General features: G+C 36.9%; 20 protein-coding genes. 7 read left to right on the top strand and 13 right to left on the bottom strand.

Features of this window, described 5'->3' with window-relative positions; all coding sequences use genetic code 11:
- Positions 1-149: 149 nt before the first annotated feature.
- The 4 genes from PHO43_RS01895 to PHO43_RS01880 all read right to left on the bottom strand — a co-directional run bounded on the left by PHO43_RS01895 (position 150) and on the right by PHO43_RS01880 (position 4378).
- Entirely contained in the window at positions 150-2192 is a 2043-nt protein-coding gene (locus PHO43_RS01895; protein ID WP_288011092.1) for a TonB-dependent receptor plug domain-containing protein, read from the bottom strand.
- Between the two features lie 124 nt (positions 2193-2316).
- Positions 2317-2847: an RsmD family RNA methyltransferase gene (locus PHO43_RS01890; RefSeq protein ID WP_045088913.1), complete on the bottom strand. Its 531-nt coding sequence runs from the start codon at positions 2845-2847 to the stop codon at positions 2317-2319.
- The gene (locus tag PHO43_RS01885; protein ID WP_053826816.1) at positions 2838-3653 is read right to left on the bottom strand and encodes a DUF3822 family protein; all 816 of its coding nucleotides are present in this window, start codon (positions 3651-3653) and stop codon (positions 2838-2840) included. Before PHO43_RS01885 ends, PHO43_RS01890 begins: the two co-directional genes overlap by 10 nt.
- 17 nt (positions 3654-3670) lie before the next feature.
- Positions 3671-4378, bottom strand: a complete 708-nt coding sequence (locus PHO43_RS01880) for a hypothetical protein (RefSeq protein WP_053826815.1) — start codon at positions 4376-4378, stop codon at positions 3671-3673.
- Between the two features lie 115 nt (positions 4379-4493).
- On the opposite strand from PHO43_RS01880, the gene PHO43_RS01875 reads away from it, so the two are divergent.
- From PHO43_RS01875 to PHO43_RS01855, 5 genes are all read left to right on the top strand, one after another.
- Positions 4494-5921 (top strand): ATP-dependent DNA helicase, encoded by a 1428-nt coding sequence (locus PHO43_RS01875; protein WP_288011098.1) that lies wholly within the window; start codon positions 4494-4496, stop codon positions 5919-5921.
- Positions 5922-5999: 78 nt separating this feature from the next.
- Positions 6000-6740 carry a DUF8457 domain-containing protein gene (locus PHO43_RS01870; RefSeq protein ID WP_045088916.1) on the top strand — a complete coding sequence of 247 codons (741 nt, stop codon included), beginning with the start codon at positions 6000-6002 and terminating at the stop codon, positions 6738-6740.
- Between the two features lie 13 nt (positions 6741-6753).
- Positions 6754-7425 carry a 16S rRNA (cytidine(1402)-2'-O)-methyltransferase gene (rsmI, locus tag PHO43_RS01865; RefSeq protein ID WP_045090757.1) on the top strand — a complete coding sequence of 224 codons (672 nt, stop codon included), beginning with the start codon at positions 6754-6756 and terminating at the stop codon, positions 7423-7425.
- A 54-nt stretch (positions 7426-7479) separates the two neighbouring features.
- Positions 7480-8334 (top strand): Cbp1 family collagen-binding glycoprotein adhesin, encoded by an 855-nt coding sequence (locus PHO43_RS01860; RefSeq protein WP_045088917.1) that lies wholly within the window; start codon positions 7480-7482, stop codon positions 8332-8334.
- Positions 8335-8342: 8 nt separating this feature from the next.
- Complete coding sequence (locus tag PHO43_RS01855) at positions 8343-9032, top strand: YjjG family noncanonical pyrimidine nucleotidase (protein ID WP_045088918.1); 690 nt, start codon at positions 8343-8345, stop codon at positions 9030-9032.
- On the opposite strand, the gene PHO43_RS01850 is transcribed toward PHO43_RS01855, so the two are convergent.
- Positions 9033-10289 (bottom strand): arginine deiminase, encoded by a 1257-nt coding sequence (locus tag PHO43_RS01850; RefSeq protein WP_053826814.1) that lies wholly within the window; start codon positions 10287-10289, stop codon positions 9033-9035. It abuts the gene before it with no gap.
- A gap of 208 nt (positions 10290-10497) precedes the next feature.
- Here PHO43_RS01850 and PHO43_RS01845 point away from each other — a divergent pair, with 208 nt between their 5' ends.
- Together PHO43_RS01845 and PHO43_RS01840 are read left to right on the top strand one after the other, a co-directional pair.
- On the top strand, positions 10498-11532 hold the full coding sequence (locus PHO43_RS01845; RefSeq protein WP_045088920.1) for a LacI family DNA-binding transcriptional regulator: 1035 nt from the start codon (positions 10498-10500) through the stop codon (positions 11530-11532).
- Positions 11533-11638: 106 nt separating this feature from the next.
- Entirely contained in the window at positions 11639-13165 is a 1527-nt protein-coding gene (locus PHO43_RS01840; RefSeq protein WP_045088921.1) for an MFS transporter, read from the top strand.
- A 16-nt stretch (positions 13166-13181) separates the two neighbouring features.
- Here the strand turns inward: PHO43_RS01840 and PHO43_RS01835 are convergent, their stop codons facing one another.
- The 8 genes from PHO43_RS01835 to PHO43_RS01800 all read right to left on the bottom strand — a co-directional run bounded on the left by PHO43_RS01835 (position 13182) and on the right by PHO43_RS01800 (position 26598).
- Positions 13182-13688 carry a flavodoxin gene (locus PHO43_RS01835; RefSeq protein ID WP_045088922.1) on the bottom strand — a complete coding sequence of 169 codons (507 nt, stop codon included), beginning with the start codon at positions 13686-13688 and terminating at the stop codon, positions 13182-13184.
- 163 nt (positions 13689-13851) lie between these two features.
- Complete coding sequence (locus PHO43_RS01830) at positions 13852-16227, bottom strand: alpha-amylase family glycosyl hydrolase (protein ID WP_288011089.1); 2376 nt, start codon at positions 16225-16227, stop codon at positions 13852-13854.
- A 96-nt stretch (positions 16228-16323) separates the two neighbouring features.
- The gene (locus PHO43_RS01825) at positions 16324-18159 is read right to left on the bottom strand and encodes a glycoside hydrolase family 13 protein (protein WP_045090759.1); all 1836 of its coding nucleotides are present in this window, start codon (positions 18157-18159) and stop codon (positions 16324-16326) included.
- Between the two features lie 46 nt (positions 18160-18205).
- Positions 18206-19255, bottom strand: a complete 1050-nt coding sequence (locus PHO43_RS01820) for a glycoside hydrolase family 53 protein (RefSeq protein ID WP_045088923.1) — start codon at positions 19253-19255, stop codon at positions 18206-18208.
- 75 nt (positions 19256-19330) lie between these two features.
- Positions 19331-20752 carry an Outer membrane protein SusF domain-containing protein gene (locus tag PHO43_RS01815; protein ID WP_288011087.1) on the bottom strand — a complete coding sequence of 474 codons (1422 nt, stop codon included), beginning with the start codon at positions 20750-20752 and terminating at the stop codon, positions 19331-19333.
- A gap of 16 nt (positions 20753-20768) precedes the next feature.
- The gene (locus PHO43_RS01810) at positions 20769-21911 is read right to left on the bottom strand and encodes a SusF/SusE family carbohydrate-binding protein (protein ID WP_288011085.1); all 1143 of its coding nucleotides are present in this window, start codon (positions 21909-21911) and stop codon (positions 20769-20771) included.
- A gap of 34 nt (positions 21912-21945) precedes the next feature.
- Positions 21946-23568: a RagB/SusD family nutrient uptake outer membrane protein gene (locus tag PHO43_RS01805; RefSeq protein ID WP_288011096.1), complete on the bottom strand. Its 1623-nt coding sequence runs from the start codon at positions 23566-23568 to the stop codon at positions 21946-21948.
- 12 nt (positions 23569-23580) lie between these two features.
- Entirely contained in the window at positions 23581-26598 is a 3018-nt protein-coding gene (locus PHO43_RS01800; RefSeq protein WP_502867166.1) for a SusC/RagA family TonB-linked outer membrane protein, read from the bottom strand.
- Positions 26599-26880: the final 282 nt, after the last annotated feature.

Genomic DNA, 26880 nt, shown 5'->3' with positions numbered 1-26880 from the left:
CTGAAATAGGTTTATACTTAAATCAATTTACTGTAAATTAAAAACAGCACATCCTTTAACGTTATAGATCCTTAATATTGATAAATCCCCTTGAAATGATTTTTTATTTTTCAAGGGGACTATATATATGAAAAACTGAATATGGTTTATTACAGTTTTATTGCAGCTCCGCCGGATAACCAGAATCCGGGTTGAGGAATATTACCTAAATCTACATACTTAGTGTTGAATATATTATTCGCATTAATGAATAGATCAATATTATTAAGTTTATAATTTGCTTGGACATCCAGAATAGAAAAAGGAGCATAATCAACTCTTTCACCCGGCTGTAGATCGATATAACTAACATATGAACCGTTTCTCTTCTGCCATCTAAAATTCCATGCCACTGATAAATTTTTTATCAGATCGTGATGTAATCCCACTGTCAGTTTATGACGCAAATGATTCAATATATAGTTAGATATAAGTTCATCATCTGCTCTCTCCTGATCAAGAAGCATTAGTCCCGCATTTAAAGAATTCATAGGCTGATTAATTCCAAACCAATTCTTAATATTTAATGTAAGGTTTAAATCCATACCCTTTTTGTTTATCTGAGTATGGTTAGTTGACTCCCACAATGCATCGGGCGATGGTTTCACCCAGTCGATCATATTCTTTCCCTCCATATAAAAAATGGCAATTGATCCGCTAATCAGATAATTATTGAGCTTAGCTCCAACTTCAAATGCTTCGGAAAGTTCCGACTCAAGGTTGCTGTTTCCGATGTGAGTAGCAGTTGTATAATAGAGATCGGTGAATGTTGGCATTCGACTTGCCCTGTTCCATGAACCATACAGATTCAGCTTGTCATTAACTCTGAACGATCCGTTTATTGCCGGATAGAACTCAAATTTATCAGTTACTGCTGTATTGTAGTTAATTAATCCACCCAACGAGAAAGTTACGCGATCGAGTATAAAATTATGCTCAGCAAAATAACTAATGTTTGTCCTGTTATCCGATTTAGAGTACTTACCTATAGGGTTATCAATTGTATTTCCAAGGACATTACTTAATATGCCTTCATTCCTGAACTCACCACCAAAGCTTGTGATACCCAGTTGTGATGCATACTGCAGATGTAAATTCATACCGAAAACATCACTTCTGTGATAATTGTGATCAGTATACCATGCGGGAACATCGGGTGTGCCTTCCCTAATAAGTTGAAATTCATCATAATGTCTGCTCCAATAGATGTGAGGGGTGATTTTGATTTTACCACTGCTTTCTCCCTTTACTGAAAAAAACAGACCCTGCGTATCATCATACTGATTGGGATATGCAGCTGTATAAAATGTGTTTGCTCCATATGCTTTATCATTCAGTCCCGCCTGAAAATCAATATTGGTGCCATTGACTTTAAATCTGCTCTGCCACAAGAGATTGTAAATATTGTAATCACTGTTTGGGATATAACCTGCCGATCTCTTATATCCTGCAGAGAGTGAATGTGTGGATTTATCATTTGCGAAAGAGCCTCTGACGTCAGCTCCAAACATTCCATGCATTCCACCTTCCAGTTTTGTGTAGAAGCCCGACTCATTATCTTTCTTTGTTATAATGTTAACCCCGCCGGAAAATGCACTTGCTCCATAAACAAGGGAGGATGGGCCTTGAACTATCTCTATTCGTTCAATATCTGAAAGGTTAATTGGAATGTCGAAATTGTAATGTCCTGTGTGAGGATTTGTTAGGTTAACACCGTTTAACAGGATAGCTGTCTGGTCAAAAGTACCACCTCTGAGGGATATGTCCGCCTGTACGCCGTGCGGTCCGCGTTGCAGTATATCAATACCTGCTACATAATTTAATAGATCTTCAATACTTCTGACCGGTGCACGCTCAATCTCTTTGCTTGTTATGACTGTCACCTGCTTTGCAGCCATATTTATTGGCAAAGCTACTTTGGAAGCGGTGACCACAACTTCATCAAGTTCAGTTGGAGGGATAGACTCTGAGTCGGTCTTAATAAAAATCTGTTCAACCGGATCAATTGATGCTGCATGAGCAGACATAAGTGTACAACCCGATAATACACCGATGGTTACCATCTTATGTATACTGTTGAATATACTGTATGACTTTCGTGCGAATCGTTTGAACCGAAATGCTTTAGTCTCTTTAAATTGCTTTTTATCCATATTTTATATTATTAATAACGAAGTGCAAAAATAGAAATTAATAATGAGACCAGCTTGTAATTGTATACCGTTTAAAAAGGAATAGCAATGACAGGAAGTGATAAGAGTAAGAGCTTCAGCAGTTTCAGATGAAAAATGAAAAGTGAACACTGCCATATTTTAGCTCTCTGTTGAATCGGGGATGCATTGTGAAATCGTGAGATTTTGAATGTTCCAATATCAGAAGACCATCAGGTTTGAGAAGATTTTTATCTAATATAAGATCGGGTATTGTGTCAACCTCTTTTAAATCATAAGGGGGGTCAGCAAATATCAGATCAAACTGTTCTCTGCATGAAATTAAAAATTTGAAAACATCGGCTTTTAATGGATATAGTTCACTTGCTTCAAGTTTTTCCTTTGCAATTGTTATAAATCGCCAGTGAAGCTGCTCTGATTCAACAGAAACAACGCGGCTGCATCCTCTTGAAACAAGCTCTAGTGCTATACTCCCTGTACCTGAGAACAGGTCAAGTGCAGATGTATCATCCCAATCAATATAATTATTGAGAACGTTGAAAAGGCCCTCTTTTGCAAAGTCGGTTGTTGGTCTCGCTTTAAGATTCGTGGGTACCTGAATCCTTCTTGATTTATATTTTCCGCTTATTATACGCATAAGGAAGCAATTACATCAGTTGGTAATACTCGCATCTCTTCAGCCGAAATTTTTGCTTTCGGTTTCAACTCCACTCTTTCAACATTGTTTATTAATCTCTTCAGATCGCTTATAACTGATAAGTGTGAATCGATCTCACCACATAAATAGAGGCAATCTTTGGTTTGGTCGAACGACTGTTTTTCCCAGATGCTCGCAATATAATAAGTTATATCCTGTTTGCTATTAGCGGGAAATGTTAATGCTGATAGAAGCTTATCTTCAAGATAGCTGTATATCGAAACAAAGCCATCATGAAAGTCTACAAAGCACTTTTTTTGATTTTCTTTCTGTTTGTATGTGTTAAAAAAACATAGAAGTGACGATGTGTGATGTTTAAACTCAGGATTACTTAAATGTCTTGTAAGAAAAGAATGCACATCCTCGTCCATGTTAAACAATACAGATAACTTATCAGATTCTGAAGAGTTATGAAGTATTGTACCTTTCAGATTATGGAAATTGAAATCCATAATATCCTTACTTTTTCTCTCATCGAAATAGGGTTTAGGTACGATAGTGTAATGGGGAGAAACAAGTATAACTGTGGTTTTATTGAAAGGACTGCTGAAGAATCCCTGATCAAATATTATCTTCTTGATGTTATCAATATATGATAACTTATTACTTAAATCAGTTTTCTGAAAGTGAAATATATCGGGGTTCTCAGAGGAATGAAAATAAAAAGAAAATCCATTCGGTGATAACCGAATGGATAATCTATATTTCTCTGAATTTGCTAAATCTATATTCTCCGGTAGAAACATAAATCAGTCAATACTAATTATTCCCAGTTACCTGCGTTATTGTTAGCAACTTCAAGTGAACCTACCTGCATACCTGGGAATCTCTTGCCCGGGCGATCAAGAACTTCTTGAATCTTCTGTCCAAGTAATTTCTTGTCAAGGTCTCCTAAATAATCAGTGTATGGAGTTTTTGCTTCAAATACCTGAATTGGGTAGCCTGAAGCTGTAATAAGTGAATCTACACCCATCTGGAAAGTTGTACCTGCAGGAGCATACGGAACAAATTTAATTGAATCGGGATAAAAATTAGTGCGATTTGGATAGAGAACTTCAACTGCGGGAGAGAAAATTGAGTCTCTGACTAACTGAGGGGCATTCTTTTCGTTATCCCATAAACCGGCTTCTTTTATTTTTGCTTCATTTCCAGTTCTGATAATTTCCATTGCCTTTACTTCTGTCATTCCTGATTCTAATTGAGACTCAGTAAGGTCTCCTTCTCTAACGAGTGTAGCAATCTTACCAGTTTTGATAAAATTTATAAGTGTATCAAAACTAGCGGTGTATGAGCCTGTCTGTGAGCGTAAAGCAACTTGTGCTGTTCGGATATCCATTAAGCGCTGGATAACTGCCTGATCTCGTTTTGCAACTTCAGCATTGAAATCAATTGGACCCTGGATACTTTTCCAACTTACCCAAGCTAAAAGAACAATGGCTATTGCTAAAAGCACTCTCATTACAACTTTCATGGACTTTTCTTTTTTTAATTTATACTGTTTTAATATTGATTTTTTGATTTTAGACTACAAATTTAGAAAAAGAATGATAATTATGCTACTTTTACTGGAAAAATTACCACAAAAAATGATAAATAGCTTTTTTATTGAGAAAATCAATGAAAATTTCCCATACAACTTTACGAGTGACCAGATCCATGCTTTAGAAAAGCTTACAACATTTCTTTTTTCAAATGATGGCGACCACATTTTTTTACTTACCGGATATGCCGGTACGGGTAAATCATCATTAATCGGTAGTCTTGTAAGAACAATGTCCCAATTTAACCAAAAAACTGTTTTGCTGGCTCCTACAGGCAGAGCTGCGAAAGTGTTTTCAGGTTATGCAGCACAGAAGGCATATACAATACACAAAAAGATCTACAGACAGCAAAAGATGTCTGAAGGGACAATGCAGTTTACCTTGTCGGAGAATCTGCATAAACATACGCTATTTATAGTTGATGAGGCATCAATGATTAATAATGAATCCCCTGATTTTTCGGTATTTGGAACAGGAAGATTACTTGATGACCTTATCGAGTATGTTTATTCTGCAGAAGGCTGCAGGATCCTTTTGATTGGCGATGATGCCCAGTTACCGCCTGTTAAACAGGAGTTTAGTCCCGCTCTCGATACAGAGGTTCTGAAATCATATTCATTGCATGTTACGGAAGCTAATCTTACAGATATTGTGAGGCAGGAGATCGAGTCAGGAATTCTTCACAACGCAACTTATTTGAGAGACTCACTGGCAATGCAAGCAACTGATGTTTTTCCAAAGCTTAAAATTGAAGGTTTTGCAGATGTTAAAAGAATTACAGGTAAAGATCTGATTTACGAGATATCAGATGCTTATTCACGTGACGGAATAGAGGAAACTATTATAATTTCCCGTTCCAATAAGCGTGTAAACGCATATAATAATGGGATAAGGAACACTGTTTTATTTCGGGAAGAAGAGCTCTCAACTGGCGATATTCTCATGATTACCAAAAACAACTATTTCTGGATTGAAGAGTATGAACATCTTGACTTTCTTGCCAATGGAGAGTTTGTAGAAGTTGAACGTGTAAGAGGTCAGGAGGAGTTGTATGGTTTCAGGTTCTGCAATGTTGTTTTGTATCATCGTGAATATGATATCGAATTTGAAGCCAAGATAAATTTAGATGTTTTACATACAGAAGTGCCGGGATTAACATCAGAGCAGAATAATCAGCTTTTCACTAATGTAATGGAGGATTATAGTGATATTTCTCAGAAACGACTCAGATATAAGAAGGTAAAAGAAGATCCTTATTTTAATGCCCTCCAAACAAAATATGGATATGCAGTTACCTGTCATAAAGCACAGGGCGGTGAATGGAAAAATGTTTTTTTGGATATAGGATATATACAGGAATCATATCTTGGTGAAAGCTTTTACAGATGGTTATATACTTCGGTTACAAGGGCAACTCAAACGTTATATCTTGTGAATTTACCTGATGATTTTGTTGAGCTTTCTAAAATATGATTACTTTTGTGTGTTTCATGGAATGAGCAATTTACATAATTGTATGCTATTGAGTATCATTAAATAAATTAATGTCAGATGTCTGAGAATAAATCATTTTATATTGAACGGCTTCTTAGTGAGATAAGATCTTTGCAAGAGAATGTTATGGAGGTCAGTAAAAGCGGCAATCTCCCGTTTACCTTTTTCAAAGAATCATTTATAAAGACTCAGAAAATTAATGAATTGCTGCATAACCTTGAGTTTATGCAGATAGATGACTTGAAGGGTCAAATGGAACGCTTGGTTGTTGTACTTTCCGGTAAGGAGCAAAAGGAGCAGGAAGCGGCTCTGGAGAAAGAGAAAGAAAAAGAATTTGATAAAGAGATTGAGAAAGAGGGCAGAACTGGTAATATTCATGCGCAAAGAATAGAATTGCCCGAATACAGGAATCCATATAGTCAGGATGTTAACTATTTTAATAAAAAGGAATCTGATTTACCAGTTGAAAAAATTCAAGAAAAAAGTGAAGTAAAAGAAACAAAGGTAGTTAAGAATATAATTGAGACAAGTAATAGCTCCAAATCAATAAATGATATAATAAAGACAGTTCCGGCTGTGGTCGACATTAAGAGAGGAATTAGTCTCAATGACAGATTTATTTTCCAACGTGAGTTGTTTGGTAATGATCGACATAAAATGAACAGTACTTTAGAAAAACTTAGCGAACTAGAATCATACGAGGAGGCTGAGAATTATATCAGAGAAAATGTTTCAGCTGATATTGACAATCCAACTGTAGCTGATTTTCTTTTGATTGTTAGAAAAGGGTTTAAGTAAATCAATGATTAAGATGGGAAAACTGTATGTTGTACCCACTCCTGTAGGAAATCTGGAAGATATTACTCTTAGAGCAATTAAGGTGCTTAAAGAGTGTGATGTTATTTTGGCTGAGGATACACGGACCAGTAGTGTACTGATCAAACATTATGGTATTGAGACACGCATGCAGTCATATCATAAATTTAATGAGCATAAGACTACAGCTCATTTAGTGGAGAGAATGAAATCGGGAGAGGTGTTTGCATTAATCTCAGATGCAGGAACTCCAGCTATTTCTGATCCCGGATATCTTCTAGTAAGGGATTGTATTACTGCAGGAGTAGAAGTTGAATGCCTTCCGGGAGCAACTGCTTTTGTGCCAGCCCTGGTTGAATCAGGTCTGCCTAATGATCGCTTTTGCTTTGAAGGGTTTCTTCCTCAGAAAAAAGGGAGACAAACACGACTTAAACTGCTCTCTGAAGAAACGAGAACTATGATTTTTTACGAATCTCCGTACAGAGTTATCAAAACACTTTCTCAACTTGCTGAAAATATGGGAAATGATAGATACGCATCTGTTTCAAGGGAGATATCCAAAATGTATGCCGAGACAGTTAGAGGAACACTTGAAGAATTAACAAATCATTTTAAAGAAAACGAACCGAGGGGTGAGTTTGTTATAATAGTTAAAGGTAAGGATTGATATATAACAGTAGAGAGAATTTTTTATAATTGTAAAATATTAATATTATAATTTATGAAAAAAATATGGATTTTGTTTCTTGTGATGGGACTAATTGTTTCATGTACAAATGTGAAGGAGTCAAAAGAATATAAGGAATTGCAGGCACAGCGCGACTCTCTTTTGATGCAATCGTCAGATTCAGAAAGAGAAGCTGCAGAAATGATGTCAGTAATTAGTGATGTTGAGGCAAATTTTGAAAAGATAAGAGAAGCTGAGAAATATATTTCTACTCAATCTTCACAAGCTGGAGAGATGAGTCAGGATACTAAACAGCGTGTAGCTGATAACTTTAAGATGATCAGTGAGATCTTGCAACGTAATAAAGTACAGTTGGAAGAACTTAATAAAAAATATAGCAGTAGTAATAAAGAAGTAGCTGCTTTAAAAAATACAATCAGCAGACTCAATCGTGAAATGCAGGAGAGCTCAGGCAGATTGGCTGAACTTCAAAATGAGCTGGCATTGAAGGATGAGCAGATTGCTCAGCTATCGCAGGATATAACCTCTCTGGCACTTGAGACAGAACAGCAGATGATTACTATTCAGGAGCAGGATAGATCACTAAACACTGCCTATTATGTATTTGGTACAGCAAATGAACTTAAAAATCAAAAAATTCTTTCAGGAGGTTTTCTTCAGGCTACTCGTGTAATGCAGGATACATTTAATAAAGATTATTTTCTGCAGATCGACATTCGTGAAGTTAAAGAGATACCTTTATACTCTAAGAAAGGAAAATTATGGTCTACCCATCCCGAAGGAACATATGAGTTTGTAAACGGTAGTGATGGGAATCTGATTTTTCATATAACAGATACTCAGAGATTCTGGAGTCTTACAAAATATCTAATCATAGAAGTTAGCTGATCAGTTGAATGTACGAGAGTTTATTTATTGATCTGGACGATACGCTTTGGGATATTCATCTTAATGGCAAGGAGTGTCTGGAAGAGGTTTATCATGACTATGGGTACTCAAAATATTACCCAACATTTGAGGATTACTACAAGGTTTATATGCCCAGTAATAATTATCTGTGGGGACTCTATCGGCAGGGAGTGATTAAAAAAGAAGAACTAATCGTTGAAAGATTTCTGGCTCCTGTAAGGGAGTTTGGAATTGATGATCCGGAATATGCTAAAAATCTCAGTGATGATTTTCTTGAAAGGACAACCAGGAAGACCAGGTTGGTTGATGGTACCATTGAACTATTAGAGTATTTGAAACCAAGATATAAAATGCATATTCTATCGAATGGATTCAGAGAGGTACAATATAAAAAAATAGAAAACTCAGGCTTGAGAAAGTACTTTGATAAAATAATCCTATCTGAAGATGCAAATATAAATAAGCCTCACGAAGGGATGTTTACATATGCACTTAAAAACACCAACTCGAAGCGTAATAAAACAATAATGATAGGTGATAGCTGGGAAGCTGATATTGTTGGTGCAAAAAATAGCAGGATTGACCAGATATGGTTCAATCCTGCACATTTAAATCCTGATGGATTTGAACCTACATATACAGTAGATTCACTTTTGAAAATTATTGAAATTCTCTGATTAACTGCGTCGAAGTGGCATAGTCATGCATCGGGGACCACCTCCACCGCGAGGTAATTCGGATCCTTCAATTGTGATAACGCACTTTGATAGTGTATCGAGATTGTACTTCTCATTTATAACATCTTGTGCTGTGACAATTTCAAAACCATTCTTGCTTAACTCCTCCAAAGTATGAATGTTACGTGCATATGATATCACCTTACCGGGAGCTATTGCCAGGAAATTTGCTCCACTATGCCATTGTTCTCTCTCCTGATCCCACTCATCGGCTTTACCACCACAAACTACCGGTTCCAGATCAACACCAAGTTTCCTGAGTGAGTTTAGTATACCTCCTGAAGAAGAAATTTTGACAACTTTTCCATCTTCAATCTGCATATACACCGTTTGGTAGGGTGAGCTGTTCATAATTAAAGGTTTATATACCATGGCGGTGTTAGTATCGAGCATAGTAAATACCATATCCAGGTGAATAAATGATTCGGGAGATTCGGGCAGCTGTTGCACTATTACATGTTTTTTACCACTACCGGTTTTACAAAACTCCTCTACTATGAGGTCAATTCCTTGTGAGCTAGTCCTCGAGCCATTACCAATTAGCAGTATATCATCTCTTATAACGAGTATATCTCCTCCCTCTACTTTCACGGAAGGATTGTTATCTGAAATATCATATATATTAAACAGATTAGAGTCGAAGAAAAGTCCACTTTTAAAAATTGCATTCATAATAAGTGACTCACGCATTCTAACACTATTTGCCATTTTACATACCATTGCATTGTTACCAATTACTACACTGGCATCTCTTGTAAAGTAGAAATTGTAAAGAGGCTTTAATGCGTAATACTCTTCACGCAGATAGTCGGTAAGTGTATTTATATTTATTGGTAATCCCTCTATTAATATTTTGGACAAGTTTCGGGGAGATAGTTTCATGAGGTAGTCGATATACCCGGGAACCTGCTCCATTTCACCTATTTTTTGTATAAGTTGTTCCTTAAGAATGTCATTCTCAAGTACTTTAGTAAGCAAGTCAGATACCTCATATACTCTGGAAGTCTTACTCAGCACCCCATGTAATTGATCATACTCCTTTTGAGCTATAGATAAGTTGAGAATATCACTATATAACGCTCTTTCGGCATTTCGTGGGGTCATGTTCTCTACTTCGGGTCCCGGATAGTGTAATAATACAGCTTCGAGTTTGCCTACCTCGGACTGTACATTCAAGGTTATTTTGGATTCTGTCATATTGATAGGATAGAAATGATTATAAACAAAAATATAAATTTAATCTGATTTGACGTGGAGGTTTTTCCCAAAACACCAGATATTTTTTAAATAGGTTGATATTTACTTTTTTTATTCCTATTTTTGATAATATCATTTTCTTATCAGAAACTGATATTGAGTTTAAAAAGTAGGAGTTATTAAATTTAAATCGTGAGTCACCTTAATAATGGCACAAATTACCTTAAAAGATATAGCAAAAGCACTTAATTTATCGCCATCTACAGTTTCACGGGCAATGCGTGACCATCCTGCTATTAGTAAAAAAACTCGCAAAATTGTAAAAGATTATGCCGAGGCGCATAAATATAAACCAAACAGACTGGCATTACAGCTGCGTACTAATAAAAACAACACAATTGGTGTAATTGTCCCTGAAATTGTTCACTATTTTTTTTCAACAGTGCTCGATGGAATTCAGCAAGAAACCGAGAGCGAAGGGTATAATCTCCTAATATCACACTCAAATGAAGATTATGAGAGGGAAGTAAAATGTGTGGAAACACTGCTTGATGCAAGAGTTTGTGGTATATTGGTTTCTCAGTCCAAAACAACAGTAAAGTATGACCATTTTCAGGAAATATTAGATAATAATGTGCATCTCCTTTTTTTCGACCGTATATGTACAGGTATAAACACTGATAAGGTGGTAGTTGATGATTATGCAGGAGCATTTACTGCTGTTGAATATCTGATTGAATCCGGGTGCAGGAATATTGCTTTTTTAGGCTCCGTACCTTCAATGCCGATATCCAATAACAGGAGAATGGGGTATGAGGATGCACTGCGTAAGCATAAGATAGCTATAGATAAAAAACTGATAGAGGTGTGCGATACTGTTGAACTTGCAAAGAAAGTGATTCCTGAGATGCTTAAACTTGATCCTGTTCCTGATGCATTCTTCTGTATTAATGATGAGGTAGCTGCATACTGTATACAGATAGCGAAAAGTTTAGGTTTTATGGTGCCTGAAGAGGTGTCGGTCTGTGGCTTTACAAACAGTTATATTACAGAGGTTACATATCCCAGACTTACAAGTGTAGACCAGTATGGTGTAGAGATGGGAAAGGTGGCTGCGCGACTTCTTATAAACCGTATTGAAGGAAGAGAAAAAAAAGAGGGAGTGGTTAGCCGGGTAATCAAGACCGAATTAGTAGTAAAAGAGTCAACAAAACCAGTGCAATCGATTGCGCAGAGATATTAATATAACATTGATTTATTTGCCAACTCAATATAAAAACCCTTGTATTTTTGTTAATTATCAGATGGAATTTAGTAGATAAGTACTTAAATAAGTTAATCTAAGCGACATGAAAAAAAGACGATTATCCTTTTGGGAGATATGGAATATGAGTTTCGGTTTCTTTGGCATACAGTTTGGTTTTGCTTTACAAAATGCTAATGTCAGCCGTATTTTTGAGACACTGGGTGCCAGGGTTGAGGATATTCCAATATTATGGATAGCTGCACCTATAACCGGATTAATTGTACAGCCAATTATTGGTCATTTAAGTGATAAAACCTGGAATGGCTTTGGCCGTCGCCGACCATACTTCATGATAGGTGCTATATTTACTACGTTAGCTCTTTATATAATGCCAAACTCTCCATCATTATGGATTGCTGCCGGAATGTTGTGGATAATGGATGCTTCTATCAATATCTCAATGGAACCTTTCAGAGCCTTTGTGGGTGATAACCTCCCGTCTGAGCAAAGAACAATGGGGTTTGCTATGCAAAGCTTTTTTATCGGCACAGGTGCAGTTATAGCATCAGCGTTGCCTTATATATTAACTAACTGGTTTGGAATATCTAATACTGCTGCTGAAGGTGTAATACCTGAATCTGTGAAGCTCTCATTTTATGTGGGGGGAGTAGTACTTATTGCTTCTGTTCTTTATACAGTCTTAACATCGAAAGAGTATTCACCTGAGGAACTGGCTGCCTTTGAAGAAGAGAAAGAGAAGTCTACCGGTATTAAAACTGTTATTAAGACCCCTGTAACCTCTGGTCAGTTTATGAAAAGAGGTGTAATATGGACTCTTATAGGTATTGCTACAACATTTATAATTAAGTCATTTAGACTGGCAGAAGACAATGGTCAATTATATATAATCTCTGGACTACTCTTGGTCTTTGGTTTAATTCTAATAATTTCAGGTTTGATTACCAAGAACAACAATCGGCCACAAGGTATGGTGGGTATAATGAATGACCTGCTTCATATGCCTAAAACAATGGGGCAGCTTGCAGTTGTTCAGTTCTTCTCCTGGCTGTCATTTTATGCTTTGTGGATTTATACAACTCCAGCTATTACACAACATATATATGGTACAACAGATTCCACATCATTGCTTTATAATCAGGGGGCAAACTGGGTTGGAGTCCTTTTTGCCGTATATAATGCAGTATCAGCAATCAGCGCTTTCCTTCTTCCAGTAATTGCTCGTCAGATAGGCCGTAAAGCCACTCACTCAATAGCTTTAGCTTTTGGAGGAGTATCATTAATCTCCCTGTTTTTTATCAAAGATCCAAATATGTTGGTAATACCCATGATAGGTGTTGGTTTTGCCTGGGGAAGCATTCTATCAATGCCATATGCAATATTAACAGGCTCATTGCCCGCTGATAAGATGGGTACCTATATGGGTATATTCAATTTCTTTATTGTAATTCCACAGATACTTGCTGCAAGTATACTTGGTTTTATTACACGTGAACTGTTTAATGGACAAGTAATACTAACCTTAGTGCTTGCGGGATGCTCACTCATATTAGGTGCACTAAGTTTATCTATTGTCCAGGATAAAGATGATGTTTATAAGCTAAAGCGATAATGAAGAATAAAACCGGTTATGAAAGATGTGGTTTAAGCTGTTCAACCCAATTGACTATACGCTCTTCTGTAAGCTCCGGTTCATAGTCGTCATCAAGCGGTAAGCCGACAAACTGACCATCTACCAGTGCTCTTGAGTATTCAAAATCGTATCCTTCCGGAGAAACATGGCCAATTACTGTTGCACCTTGTTTCACTACTATCTCATAAAGAATACCAATGGCATCAACAAATGAACTTGGATAGATAGAGGCATCTCCCATTCCAAAGAGTGCTACTGTTTTTCCAGATAGATCTATCTGTTCTAGTTTTGGGTAGAAATCATTCCAATCATCCTGCAAATCCTGTACACCCCATGTGGAAACACCAAGAATGAGGACATCGTGGGTTTTAAATGGTTCATCATCGCCATCATAAATGTCTGCTAATGTAGGAGAATAATCTGCAAGTAATTCAGCTATTTTCTCGGCAGCTTCTTTTGTGTGTTCTGTACTTGATCCGTAAATGATTGCAATTGACTTCATTTTATTTAAGTTTTAGAATTTTTAAATCTGTGATATTTATATGTTATACTCGCAAAGATAACATAAGTTTCAAAAATCCCAATAAAATAATCGCATCCTTAAATAAATCACATAATGTGTAACTTTATCTAAGGATGCGATATCATGACGGGCTTTGATTTTGTTAATCCGTAAATGTGCTGTAAATTTTAAAACTGTTAGCAGGAACATCAATATTCAAATTTGTTGATGTTACATCTATTGTTTCTGATTGATCCATATAGTTGTACCAGACACCATATCTTGGGAATGTATATGGAACAGTGATTACTTCATTTGTGAAATTAGCTATCACAACCACCTGTTTTGAACTGCCAAAAGAAGAGAGTGTGATAAACCTGCCCTGCTCCCAGAATGTAGGTGTAACCCTCCAATCAAGAGTAGCTGTTGAGTTAAACAGTTCAGGATGATCCATTCTCAGATTTATCAGAGTGCTGTAAGTTTTTAAAAGGCTGTTTCGCTCTGAAACTTCCAGATAGTCCCACTTTATTGGCTTCTTCCCAGTTCTTCCATTTTGATCAATTGAGATATCATAACCCAGTTCACCAAATTGCCATATCATCTTAGGTCCCGGTACAGTAAAGAAAAAGGCTGCGTTTGTTGCAAGCTGAGACATTCTCGCACTCAAACTGGTTTTAATAATTCCGTTACCCCATGTAACCTGCTTGTACGCTAATCTCTCTTCATCATGACTTTCCATATAGCTTACCAGACTGTTTGTTGGTCGTACTGTTCCATAATATGTACGGGTGAATCCTGAGTCCTCTTTATGCCCCATGGCAGACTGGCCATATTGCCAGTTCATATTTCTCCATACCATCATACCCTCGTTACTTAACTCTGTCTCTTCACGATCATCGGCAAAGTGCTCGAGTATAACATATGCATTTGGATTTACTTCTTTAATTGTATTGTTGTACTCTTTTAATATTGCAACTCTTGAGGCATCATAGTTTGAAGCGGATGATTCAGTACTGTTTTTTTGAGTAAATCCTTTTGTCAGGTCAAAACGGAAACCGTCTATATTATACTCCTCAAGAAGGAACAGAAGGTTGCGTTTTACAAAATCCCTCACGATGAACTTACCATCAATCTGAGCATCATGGTTGAAGTCATGGAATACAGAGTAGGGGTGAGGAGCATTTACATTAAAGAAAGGATTTTCAACAGATGTCTTGTTATTTGAAGTGTCCCACCACATACGGGCATAAGGATTTGCACCTGTTGCATGATTATATACAACGTCAAGTATAACAGCAATCCCACGTTTATGACACTCATCTATAAACTCCTTATACATCCTGTCGGTACCATAAGCTTTATCCATTGCAAAAAAGAATGCAGGATTATATCCCCAGCTGTCATTACCATCAAACTCCTGTACAGGCATAAGTTCAATAGCATTAACGCCAAGTGACTCAAGGTAGTCAAGTTTTCCTAATGCTCCATTAATATCACCTGTTTCAGAAAAATCACGAAGTAACATTTCATAGATTACTAAATTATCTCTATCAGGGATTTCAAAATCAGTTACCTGCCAATTATAACTCTCTGATTTAGTTTGAAAAACTGAGACTATACCAATAGCTTTTTCAGGATAAGGTTTCAGATGAGGGTATGTTGCAGATGATATATATTTATCATTATCAGGATCTAATATTTTACGAGAATAGGGGTCGGCTACTCTGAATGTTTCTCCTCCCGATTTACCAATGTAATATTGAAATGCATACTCTTTATTCGGATCCAGGTTTGATAATGTTATCCACCATACTCCTGAAGACTCATCACGAAACATTTGAGATTTCTCGTCGTTGCTCAATGTCCAGTCGTTAAAATCACCAATTACATGAGCAAAATCTTTTCTGTTGCCATTTTTGTCTTTATCAAAAAGTACAAGTGTTACTGTAGAATTGTCGATTATATTTATCCCATGATTTAATCCTGCAGGCATTGATGCGGTTTTTACAGCAGCGGGCTGAAATGCTTTGTACTTACTATCGGTAATTTCCTCGATGAAAAAGTCTGCGCCATCTTTATTACCTTTTTTATTGCCGTCAGCACTTCTGGCAATGACTCCTATTTTATTAATCGGTATATTTTCTGATTCAAACCATTCTCTTATTGTTGGAATAAGCTTGATACTCCAGGCATTGCTTTCTCCCTCTACAGGACTCATTTTACATTTGCTTATATTTTCATCCCAATCAGCAGGTACATTTTGCCAAACCCCTTCATTTACAATTCCTATGTGTACGTAGACCTCCCCAGTGTAATTATATAATTCTGAAGAGGAAGGTGCTTTGAAGAAAATTGTTAGTTCCTCATCTGCATCAGGTTTTTCCGGCTGCCAAGAGTACCAGTCATTCAACATTGCAGGCTCTTCTGGTTTTGGTTCTTCCGGTTTTGGCTTATCGGGCACAATAACAGGATCCTCACCACAAGAAAAAAGGAAGATAGAAATAAGCAGTAGTGTAAGTACTGTTCTGCTTTTTTTCATACTTAAATTATAAATATTACCCATAATTATCATTTTAGTTTTATACAGTACGTTACCCAACTGCTTATTTCAGTTAACAGTTTAATAAATATAAAGTTACTCTAAAATCAGAATTTCTTTAGGAGATAGTTTCATCTTTTCACCCAGAGAAATGATATCTCCGGATAAGAAATCGGTCCATTCATTCCTGCCTTTAATCGACTCGGCATATCTGTCCAGATTTATCTCAACCTCATTTTTCCCGCCGTTCATGAATATCAGAACATTTCTGTTGCCAATGTAACGTTCATATACATAAACACCATTTTGTAAAACATAATGCTTCATGGAACCATTAGCAATCAGATCATTGTTACGACGCCAATGCAGCAGCTTGCTCAGAAAGTCGAAAGCTTCATTCTGTATATCATCGCGGCCCTCTCTTGTGAAGTGATTTACTTTATCATCTGGCCAGCCCCCGGGGACATCAAGTCTGATATAACCATCCGACTTGCTTTTATTGCCATGCATTAATAATTCTGTTCCATAATATATTTGAGGTGTACCAGGTATAGTTAACAGGAATGTTACAGCCTGTTTCCAACCTGACAGATCAGTTGGATACTCCTTTAGTAACCGGTCGGTGTCGTGATTATCCAAAAACCTTAGTACGTTGTATATATCTGGATACATAAAGTCGTATGTCATATGATCATAGATACCATGTAATCCACCACCCCATTCACCTGTTTCTTCGAAAAAAGCAGTATGGGACAACCCCATAAACTTGAAATCCATTACAGACTTCAGCTTTGTGTTTTTTGGGTTAATCGGACTATTTCTCTGCCAGAATGATGTACCGATTATATTATTCAGCCATGCTTCACCAACGATGTTATAACTTGGATATTCCTTTTCAACAGCATCTACCCAATCAACCATCATATCATAGTCTGCATAAGGGTATGTATCCTGGCGTATACCATCCACACCGGCATATTCTATCCACCAGATACTGTTTTGAATAAGATATTTTGCAACATGTCTGTTTTTTTGATTAAGGTCAGGCATTGTGGGAACAAACCAGCCATCAACCATTTTATTCTTGTCATATTCCGAAGCGTAAGGATCAAAATACATTTCTTTCATATGTGAGGTCTGAACATATTCTTCAAAGTTATTGAACCAGTCATACGATGGCACGTCATAAACCCATGGGTGGTCACTTCCACAATGGTTAAATATCATATCCATAACCACTTTCATATCTTTTGAGTGTGCTTTTTCGATAAGATTTTTATACTCTTCGTTGGTTCCAAAACGTGGATCTACCTTATAGTAGTCTGTTGTTGCATATCCATGATAAGAGCCACCTTTCATATCATTTTCGAGTACAGGATTAAGCCATATTGCTGTTACACCAAGTTCATTAAGATAATCAAGATGATCAGAAATACCTTTTAAGTCACCTCCATGGCGGGAGTTTGGATCGTTTCTGTCAACTTTATATGGCATGCGCATTTCTATCTGATCATTTGAAGGATCACCATTTGCAAATCTATCCGGCATAATCAGGTAAAGCACATCTGAAGAGTTAAAGCTTTCAATGTCATATCTTTCAGGATTTCTCTCCTTAAATTCATATTTCACTGTATAGCTATTTTCGGGTCCTCTGAAAACTATATTGAACTGTTCAGGTTTTGAGTTTGAAATATCTAAGTATATAAGTTGGTAGTTTGGACTATCGAGCCTTACTACCTCTTTAATTTTTATATTTTCTGAGCTAATTTCAGGTTTATATGTAGCAATATCATCACCATGAACCATTAATTGAAGCTCTGTTTCCATCATTCCGCTCCACCAGAAAGCAGGATCAATTTTTATTTCCTGTGCATGCAGTAGAGACACACTTATTATAAAATATATCCAGAGATACTTTATTTTCTTAATCATATTTCTTTTTGTTAGTATTAAATTATTCTGTTTTAGCTTTTTATCTTTAATCAATAAATGCATCCATAGCTTTTGTAGGCTTGCCATTATCTCCCCAAGCACTTAGAGCATATTTACTCCAACTTCTTGCACCTTGCGGTTCCCAGTAAAACACTCCTAATCCTTTATTGTCAGGAACTTCCTTTGTCTTCTGTATAACAGCTCTAAGCATATTATAAGTGTTTACTGGCTTGATATCCTCACCACCTACTTCAACAACCATAATTCCCTTTCCATATCTGCTAACCATATCATTCATATTATATGCAAGATCCTCTATTACTTCAGTATAATCGGGTTTTCCTTCCAACCACCATGGATAGAATGACATTCCGATAATATCATATTTAGCTCCATAATTTTCAGCATTGTCAAACCACCAGCGAAAACGATCGTTGTTATTTCCCTGATCTATATGCAGAATGACTTTTGAAGTGTTGCTTACAGTTTTAACCGCATCATATCCAGCGTTGATTAGCTCTACCAATTGGGACCAGTTATCAGTATGTCCCTCAGGATGAATCATTCCTGATGGTATCTCATTTCCAATTTGAACCCATTCCGGTGTAATTTCTGATTTTTTAAGTGCATCCATTACATCATATGTATAATCATACAAAGCCTGTTTTAGTTCATCGAAATTAAGTCCTTCCCAATCTTTAGGTTTATTTTGTTTTCCGGGATCAGCCCAGCTGTCACTGTAATGAAAATTAATCATAACACTCATACCCCATTCCTTTGCTCGTTTTGCCATTTCTACTGTTTCTTCCTTGCTGCAATGACCACTGTGTGGGTCATCAGAAGGATTTACCCAAGTGCGAAGTCTTATTGAGTTTATTCCATGATCTTTCAGAATTTTAAAACAGTCTTCCGGTACTCCATCATCATTATAAAAAATATACCCACTCTCTTCCATTTGAGGTAACCAGCTTATATCTGCTCCTTTAGCAAAACTTTCTTTACCTGTCTCTTCTGCTCTTTCTGAGGTTTCGCATGATGAGACTCCTAATAATAGCAGAAGGGAGACTAATATGTATGTATAAAAACAATTTTTCATTAACACCTGATTAAATTTATTATAATGCAAAAAAGCACGGCTGATATTGCCGCGCTTTTTTGAACAATAAAAGAATTAATTCTGAACTATTGTAGCACTATACTGCTGAGGATTTGAGAGATCCAGAGTAATAGTATAATTACCTTCTGTTATAGGAATATCACTTCCATTATAACTCAGATTGTTGAGGTCTCCTCCTAAGTTAATATCCCATCCATCATTGGCTCGGAATTTAAAAGCTCCATCTATCAAATCTAATGTAACAGACCAGATACCAGTTTCAGGGTCATAAGTCATATCTGTATCATTATCCCATCCACCTGGAGTAGCGCTGCCAATAACACCCCAGTCAGTTGCTACTGCTGTATATGTAAATGGCAAAACGGAGAGGTCTACATTAAGTTTATAATAACCCGGTTCTGTTATTTTAAGATTGCCTGCACCCCCATCATCGGATAAAATGCCACCTTCTCCTCCATCTCCATAGTTTGTACCACCCCAGTCAGGCTGAGAAGTGAATTTAAACTCTGTATTTTCATCAGCAAAGTAAACATATCCTTCATATTTAAAGTCGAAGTTACGACTGTAAAGTGTCGGAGCTGTTTCTGGCGACCATCCCTGGTGTCCACCTGGTGCATATAGCGTCAGGTTCATTTCACCTATAACTTCAATAAAATATTTATACTCCATCATGTCAAGAGTAATCTTTACCCAACCAGGCTCTTCAACTTTGAGATTACCTCCATCAGCTTGTAACTCACCTTCAAGTGCGGTGTCATCATATGACCCAAATACATAATCCCATGATGCAGCCTCCTTACTGGATTTTGGAACGATCTTGAATTCTCCGGGATTTTCTACAAGAATAGAGAAGACAGGATCATCATAGACATCTTTACCACTATGGTAGAATTTCCAGTTATCTAAATCACCTATATTCCAGCCATTCAGGCTACCAACAATATAATATTCGGTTTCAATAACAGGACCTACAGGTGTAACTGTTAAGGGACCTAGTATTGCAGGTGTTGGCATCAAAGAAGATGTTGTACCTTCCACAATATAGTATGTTGCACGAAGATAAATTTGTCGTGCATCGGGTCTTTTTCCATAAAGAGTTTTTACAGCCTCATTAAGATCAGCTGCCAATATAGTTGCATTGTTTCCATCTGCTGCAGAATTAATAGCTACCACATTTTCAAAATCCTCAGAATCAGAAACCTCAAGTACTATTTTTACATATGCTCCTTCAGCTAATTCAGGTGTTGAAGTTGTATTGACTGCAGCTAAAATTGTTTCATTCTCTATTAGATCATTTGTAAGTACAACAGGAGTACTAAGTCCCGATCCGATAGCAAATGAGAATCCATCAACCGATTGCTGATCTTCCTGCTCATATGCCTGTGGAGGTTCTGCTACATGGTCATAGACATCCTCACACGAGGTGTGCAGCAATATACCAAGCAGTGTTACAAATAGATATATTTTGTTTTTCATATCGTTGCTTTTTAGTTTATTGTATTTTTCCTGTAAATTCTGTAAAGTTGATATATAACCTTTGACCTGCTTTACCACTTACTCGTTCCTGGTCATCTCCGGTACCACGTGGAACGAATACTCCATCAAATACAAGAAATTCTGTATGCCACCATTCTTGTCCAGGCAATTTTATACTTGCTCTAATCTCACCATCGTTTGTGAAAGGAGGAGATACAAAATCAGCATCTGCACCAAGTGAAAGATCAGGGATTGCAAAGCGATAAATCTCATCTGTCGTATCCCAATTGCCACCTGCAGTAGGTCCCTGCAAATGAACATGAGGTGGGAAGAAATCAACAGCATACTCATATTCTCTGCCGTTTATAGTGGTTGTAACAACTACTATATACCAACCCGGATTTCCGATTCCAATATTACCTCCTGAATCTGATGCTCCCGGATCAGCAGTACCACTCTCATTTATTGCAGTGCCAGAAAATCCGAACTCATTTCCATCCCATTCTTTCACAGTGTTGAATTTAATCTCTGCATTTGCTCCATCGCCTGTTTGGCCAAGATATTGAATTGACCAGAATTTTCCGGGTGTTCCCCAGATTGGGATCATAGTGGTTGCTCCATCCCAACTCCAATTGCCGGCAACATTTCCTATTATATACATCTCTTCAGGCATTACCATTGGGTCAAGAGCAAAATAACTCTTAACACGTGGCAGCATAATCACGTTTGATTTTACTGCGCCATCGTTATTACTATTCAATACCGAAATCAAACGAACATAAAGTGGAAATGGTTCTGTTGGGAATTCATTTTCGTCAACAATTCCATATAGTCCCATCAATGCTAAAGCAATGTCAGCAGCCTGAACGTTAAATTTAGCTGAAGTATATGTACCCGGTAAGGTGTCTGATTTGGCAAAGTCTTCTGTGAGTGATATTTCCACACTATAATTAGCTACTGCAGTGAACCCATAATCAGGTTGTGATGTAGTGAATTCAATGGTCTCCATGTTCTTTAGATCATAGATACCCGAGGCATACTTTGGTACATTTAGTACAAAGGAATCAGGATGCTTTAAAACTACCTGTTCATCCTCCTGACATGACCAAAGCATGCCAAGAGATGTCAGTAATAAAAATATTATATATATCTTTTTCATCGTTAGTTTATTTTTAAGTTTAATTTGGCATTTATCAGTAGCCTGTATTTTGTACTAGATTTTCATTAGCACCTATATCGTCTGCCGGTATAGGATAAACCTTAAAATGATCTGCTACAGATCTGCCTTCCTTCACGTTCCCTTTCCAGGTCCATACATAAGAAGAGCCTGTAAATTTATTAAAACGAATAAGATCTGTGCGGCGCTGTCCTTCAAAGAAAAATTCTCTGCCTCTTTCGGCAAGGATGAAATCCAAAGTAAGCTCACCATCTGAAATTGTATATGGAGCTTGCTTGTATGCACGACCACGTAATTCATTTATTAATTCTAATGCTGTAGTTCTGCTGCCTCCTGATCCGCCTCTTAAAACAGCTTCAGCATAGTTCAGATAAATTTCACTAAGTCTGAATAATGGGAAATCAGTATAAGCAATATTACTTGGTGGCAATGATCCGTCGCTGTTTCTGTTATAATATTTTACAATAGGTATTCCATTGTTTGTAAAAACTGAAGGATCTTCAATCTCAATATTTTCCGTTTTATCTGTGTATAACATATCAAAGCGGCTGTCGTTTTCATGCAGATTCTCTTTCTCAAAAGTTGCGAGTAACGATGATCTTGCCCTATTACCCTGCCATGCACCTACAGCATTCACTTCTTCTTGCATATCAGATGGTTCCATACTGCTTAGAAGGAATGTCATACCTCCCCAAGTCTGAGTGTCAGCACCTTCATAACGAATAGGGAATATCATTTCAGCTGATTTATGGTTGTCTGCTTTGAACAGATTGACATAAACAGGCTCCAGTGAATAATCTAGGTTAAGTATCTTATTACTATAAGTTATACTTTCACTATATTTATTCTGTCCAACGTAAGTCTCAGCATTAAGATAAAGACGTGATAAAAGAGCCCAGTTAGCAGCTTTATTTGCCCTGCCATAGTATTGATTGTGGTAGCCAACAAATGGGTCAATCATATCAGCCTCGCAATCAATAAGCTCACTCTCAATATATTCAAAAAGATCAGCTGCTTGAATTTGTGGAGGTAAAGTGCTTCCAACAGGACTGTTCTCATCTACAAATGGAACATTTCTGAACATATCAAGCAGATAGTAGTAAGAAAGAGCACGATGAAATCTTGCTTCAGCACGAAAACGTTTGATTTCTGTTTGATCAGAAGCACTAACACCTCTGCCATTTAACACCTCTTCAGTTGTTTCTCTCAACAAGGCATTTGCAAGATTTATCTGGTAATAAAGACGATAATAGAACCCCTTTATAAAAACATTGCTGGATGTCCATGTGATATAATTCAGATCAGGTATACCAACATCATTCCATGCACAATGTGCTTCATCTGTAGGTAATTCCTGAAGGTTCCATAATCCTCTGAGAAAAGAAGCCTGACTACCTCCATCCACACCTGCAACATCAGGGTCACCATCACCCGCGCTGTTTCCACTAACAGCTAAACCTGCATATATTTTTGCAAGTAATTCCTGGTAAGGACCAATCTCACTTCCAAATACTACATCCGATACCAACTCTTCCTCATCAAGAGGTATGGTATTCAGATCATCCAGGCAGGAAGATAGCCCTGTAATCATAAAACCGATTACTAAAAAGGATAAAATATTATATTTTGCTGTCTTCATAATATTCATGAATTAAAAATTTAAACTTAGACCCAGTATAAACACTCTTGGGTGTGGGTAAATATTGTTATCAATACCATTGTTAGTAAACTCTGGATCAAGTCCATCATATTTTGTTAAAACAAATGGATTCTGTACAGTCATATATAATCTGCCTGTTTGATTCTGAGTGAACAGTTTTTCGAAATTATATCCAAGTGTTATATTGTCCATCTTTAAGAATGAAGCATTTTGGATATAATGACTTGACTGATATTGTACCGCATTAAAGTTTGTGAAAGTTGCACTATTTACCCTGTTCTTCAGCCAGCCGGATGGATCGAAGGTTGTATTCTTTGATTGACGATTTGATTGAATATTGTTATATGCGTAATTGCCAATATTTGATCTCAAAGAAAATGTAAAGTCCCATTGCTTATAAGATAGTTGTGAGGACAATCCCATAAACACATCAGGTGAAGGATTTTTATAGGGGATAAGATCTTGCTCGTTGATAGCACCATCAGCATTCTGATCTACATAAACACCTTCAATTGGTCTGCCTTCATCATTATAGACCTGTTCATACACATAAAATGAACCGGCAGGATAACCGACTTTATGAATAGCTATATTATTACCTGTACCACCATCAATACCTCCAAATCTAACTCCTACATAATTTGGATCATCAGTAATTGTAAGTTTGGTTATTTTATTATTGTTATAGGTTATATTATAACTAAGATTCCAGTTCAGATCTTTGCTTACAATCGGACGTCCGGTAACAGTAAACTCTATACCTTTATTTACCAGTTCACCCACATTTGTCAGTAATTGATTGCTGAAGTTAGTACCTGCAGCAATTCCTACAGTATTAAGAAGGTCTGAGGTTTTACGATAATAGACATCAATTGCACCACTAATTCTGTTGTTGAGGAGTCCATAGTCAAGTCCGGCATTAGTTGTCGATGTCTGCTCCCATTTCAGATTCTCATCATAAGCAACTGGTCGGATCAGAGAAATCATCTGATCACCAAAAAAGTAGTTTGCACCAGCCTGGCTGTAACTATATCTTCCCATCCATGGGTAATCACCACTACCTAAGTTTTGCTGACCAGTAACACCATAGCCAAGTCTTAGTTTAAGATCAGAAAACAATCGCTGATCTTGCATAAATCCTTCCTCGTTTATTTTCCAGGCAAAAGCAACTGATGGGAAGAGTCCCCATTTATTATCAGGACTAAAACGTGAAGATCCATCGTTCCTTAATGTAAATGTTAGTAGATATCTATTAAGTAAAGAGTAATTCAGACGTCCAAAAAATGAAATTACATAACTTTCTGTTGAGTAGTCATTCATTTCTCTGTAGAATTCTTCATTTGTTTCTGCAGCTCTTGCAGGTGAATTGGGGTAATAATTCTCACTTTCATTATAAAATCTTTGCCAAGAGTATCCACCCATTACATCAAACCTATGTGCACCGAAATCATTTGCATAATTAAGGTAGAAATCAAGCAGGGTATTGCTTTTATATTGGTTATAAGTTCTGTTATCTCCCCATCCCTCTTTATAATTACCCCAAGTATATGACATTGGCGAATTATCTTCAATAATTACATCGCCCTCACTTTTTGAAATATCATACCCCAGGTTCAGATTAGCTCTTAATTCAGGTAGGAAATGCATTTTGTAATCCAACTGTACATTACCAATACTTCTTAATACTCTTGATTTATCATGTTTCTGTTCAAGTATAGCCAATGGATTGGCCAAAGCGATATCGATGGGAGTCCCATCTGTTTTCAGGGACATATGATAACCGTTTCCATATTCACTGCTTGTCTCAGAGTAAACTGGCATAGTTGGATCAAACTGTGTTGCCGAATTTATTGCTCCATGATCAGCAAATCTGTTGTTTATATACATACCTCTGGCGTTTAGCTGAACTCTTAAATGATCATCTAAGAAACTTGGAGCCAGGTTTAAACTACCAGTATATCTTTCAAGACTGGATGTCTTCAGAATACCGTTTTCATTGGTATATCCTAAAGAAGCTCTGTATGGTAGATGTTCTCCAGCTGAACCGGATACACTGATATTGTGATCTGTACTCAGTGATGTTTTGAATATCACGTCCTGCCAGTCTGTTTCAGTGTTGCCTAATGCTAATGCCTGCTGGCTGCCTTCACCAAATGAATTAATAACATAATTTCTGAAAGTAGGAGCATCCATAACATCAACACTTCCTGTTCTTGTGCTTACTGACATGTTACCATTATATGATAACTTCATTTTTCCGGAATGTCCCTTCTTGGTAGTTATAATAATAACACCATTAGAAGCTCTTGATCCATAAATTGCTGTTGCAGAGGCATCTTTTAGTACAGTAAAGGTTTCAATGTCATTCGAATTAATACTGCTCAAAGGATCAGACATACCACTTATTGATGTGGTGTTGTCAACCGGTACACCATCAATAACTATTAAAGGATCATTGCTGGCCGACATAGATGAGCCTCCACGAATTCGGATGTTAGATGAAGCTCCCGGAGCACCTCCAGAAGATATTATGCTCAAACCCGCAACTTTTCCGGCCAGTAATTCGGAAGGTGATGTTGCTAACCCTCTGTTAAGTGTTGTTGCGTCAACAGCAACTACGGATCCTGTTGCATCATCTTTTCTTACAGTACCATAACCAATAACAACCACTTCTTCCAGGAGTTCGGTGTCTTCCAGAAGTATTATATTTATTGTAGTTCTGTTATTGACTGGTATAATTTGCTGTATGTACCCGATGTAGCTAACTTCTAATACCCCGTTTGAAGGCACCTGAATCACAAAATTACCATCATAGTCAGTTACTGTTCCATTTGAAGTACCTTGTATAAGAATATTGGCGCCGATTATTGGTTCGCCGGCAATATCCGTAATGGTACCTCTGACATTTATCATAGTGCCTGTTTGAGCACTTGCTGATAAAATCATTAGCATCCCCGATAAAAACATCATCAGAAACGCTTTCGTTTTTTTGTTGAATTTTACATACATGTTGTTAACATTATTAGATTATCTGTTTACTTTAATACCACGTTATCAATAATATTGATCTGATTAACTAAAAGAACTCTACACTCTATACAAAGTTAGATTTTCTTAAATGGGATGTTTCTGCAATCTACTTAATTAACGAAATTAAGCAGTGCAAACGATTGCATATTAGATATAATGGCTAAATTATCAATTAGTTACAATTGACAACTCAACAGGTTGCAAAAAGTAAAAAAATGTGGTTAAATTATATGTATGTAAAGTTAAAAACAGGAGTTCTGT

It is taken from the genome of Lascolabacillus sp. (assembly GCF_028696275.1).
In the GTDB taxonomy this organism is placed as follows: Bacteria; Bacteroidota; Bacteroidia; order Bacteroidales; family Dysgonomonadaceae; genus Proteiniphilum; species Proteiniphilum massiliensis.
The sequence above is the reverse complement of the archived record's forward strand: the minus strand, read 5'-3'. Positions and strand labels throughout refer to the sequence as shown.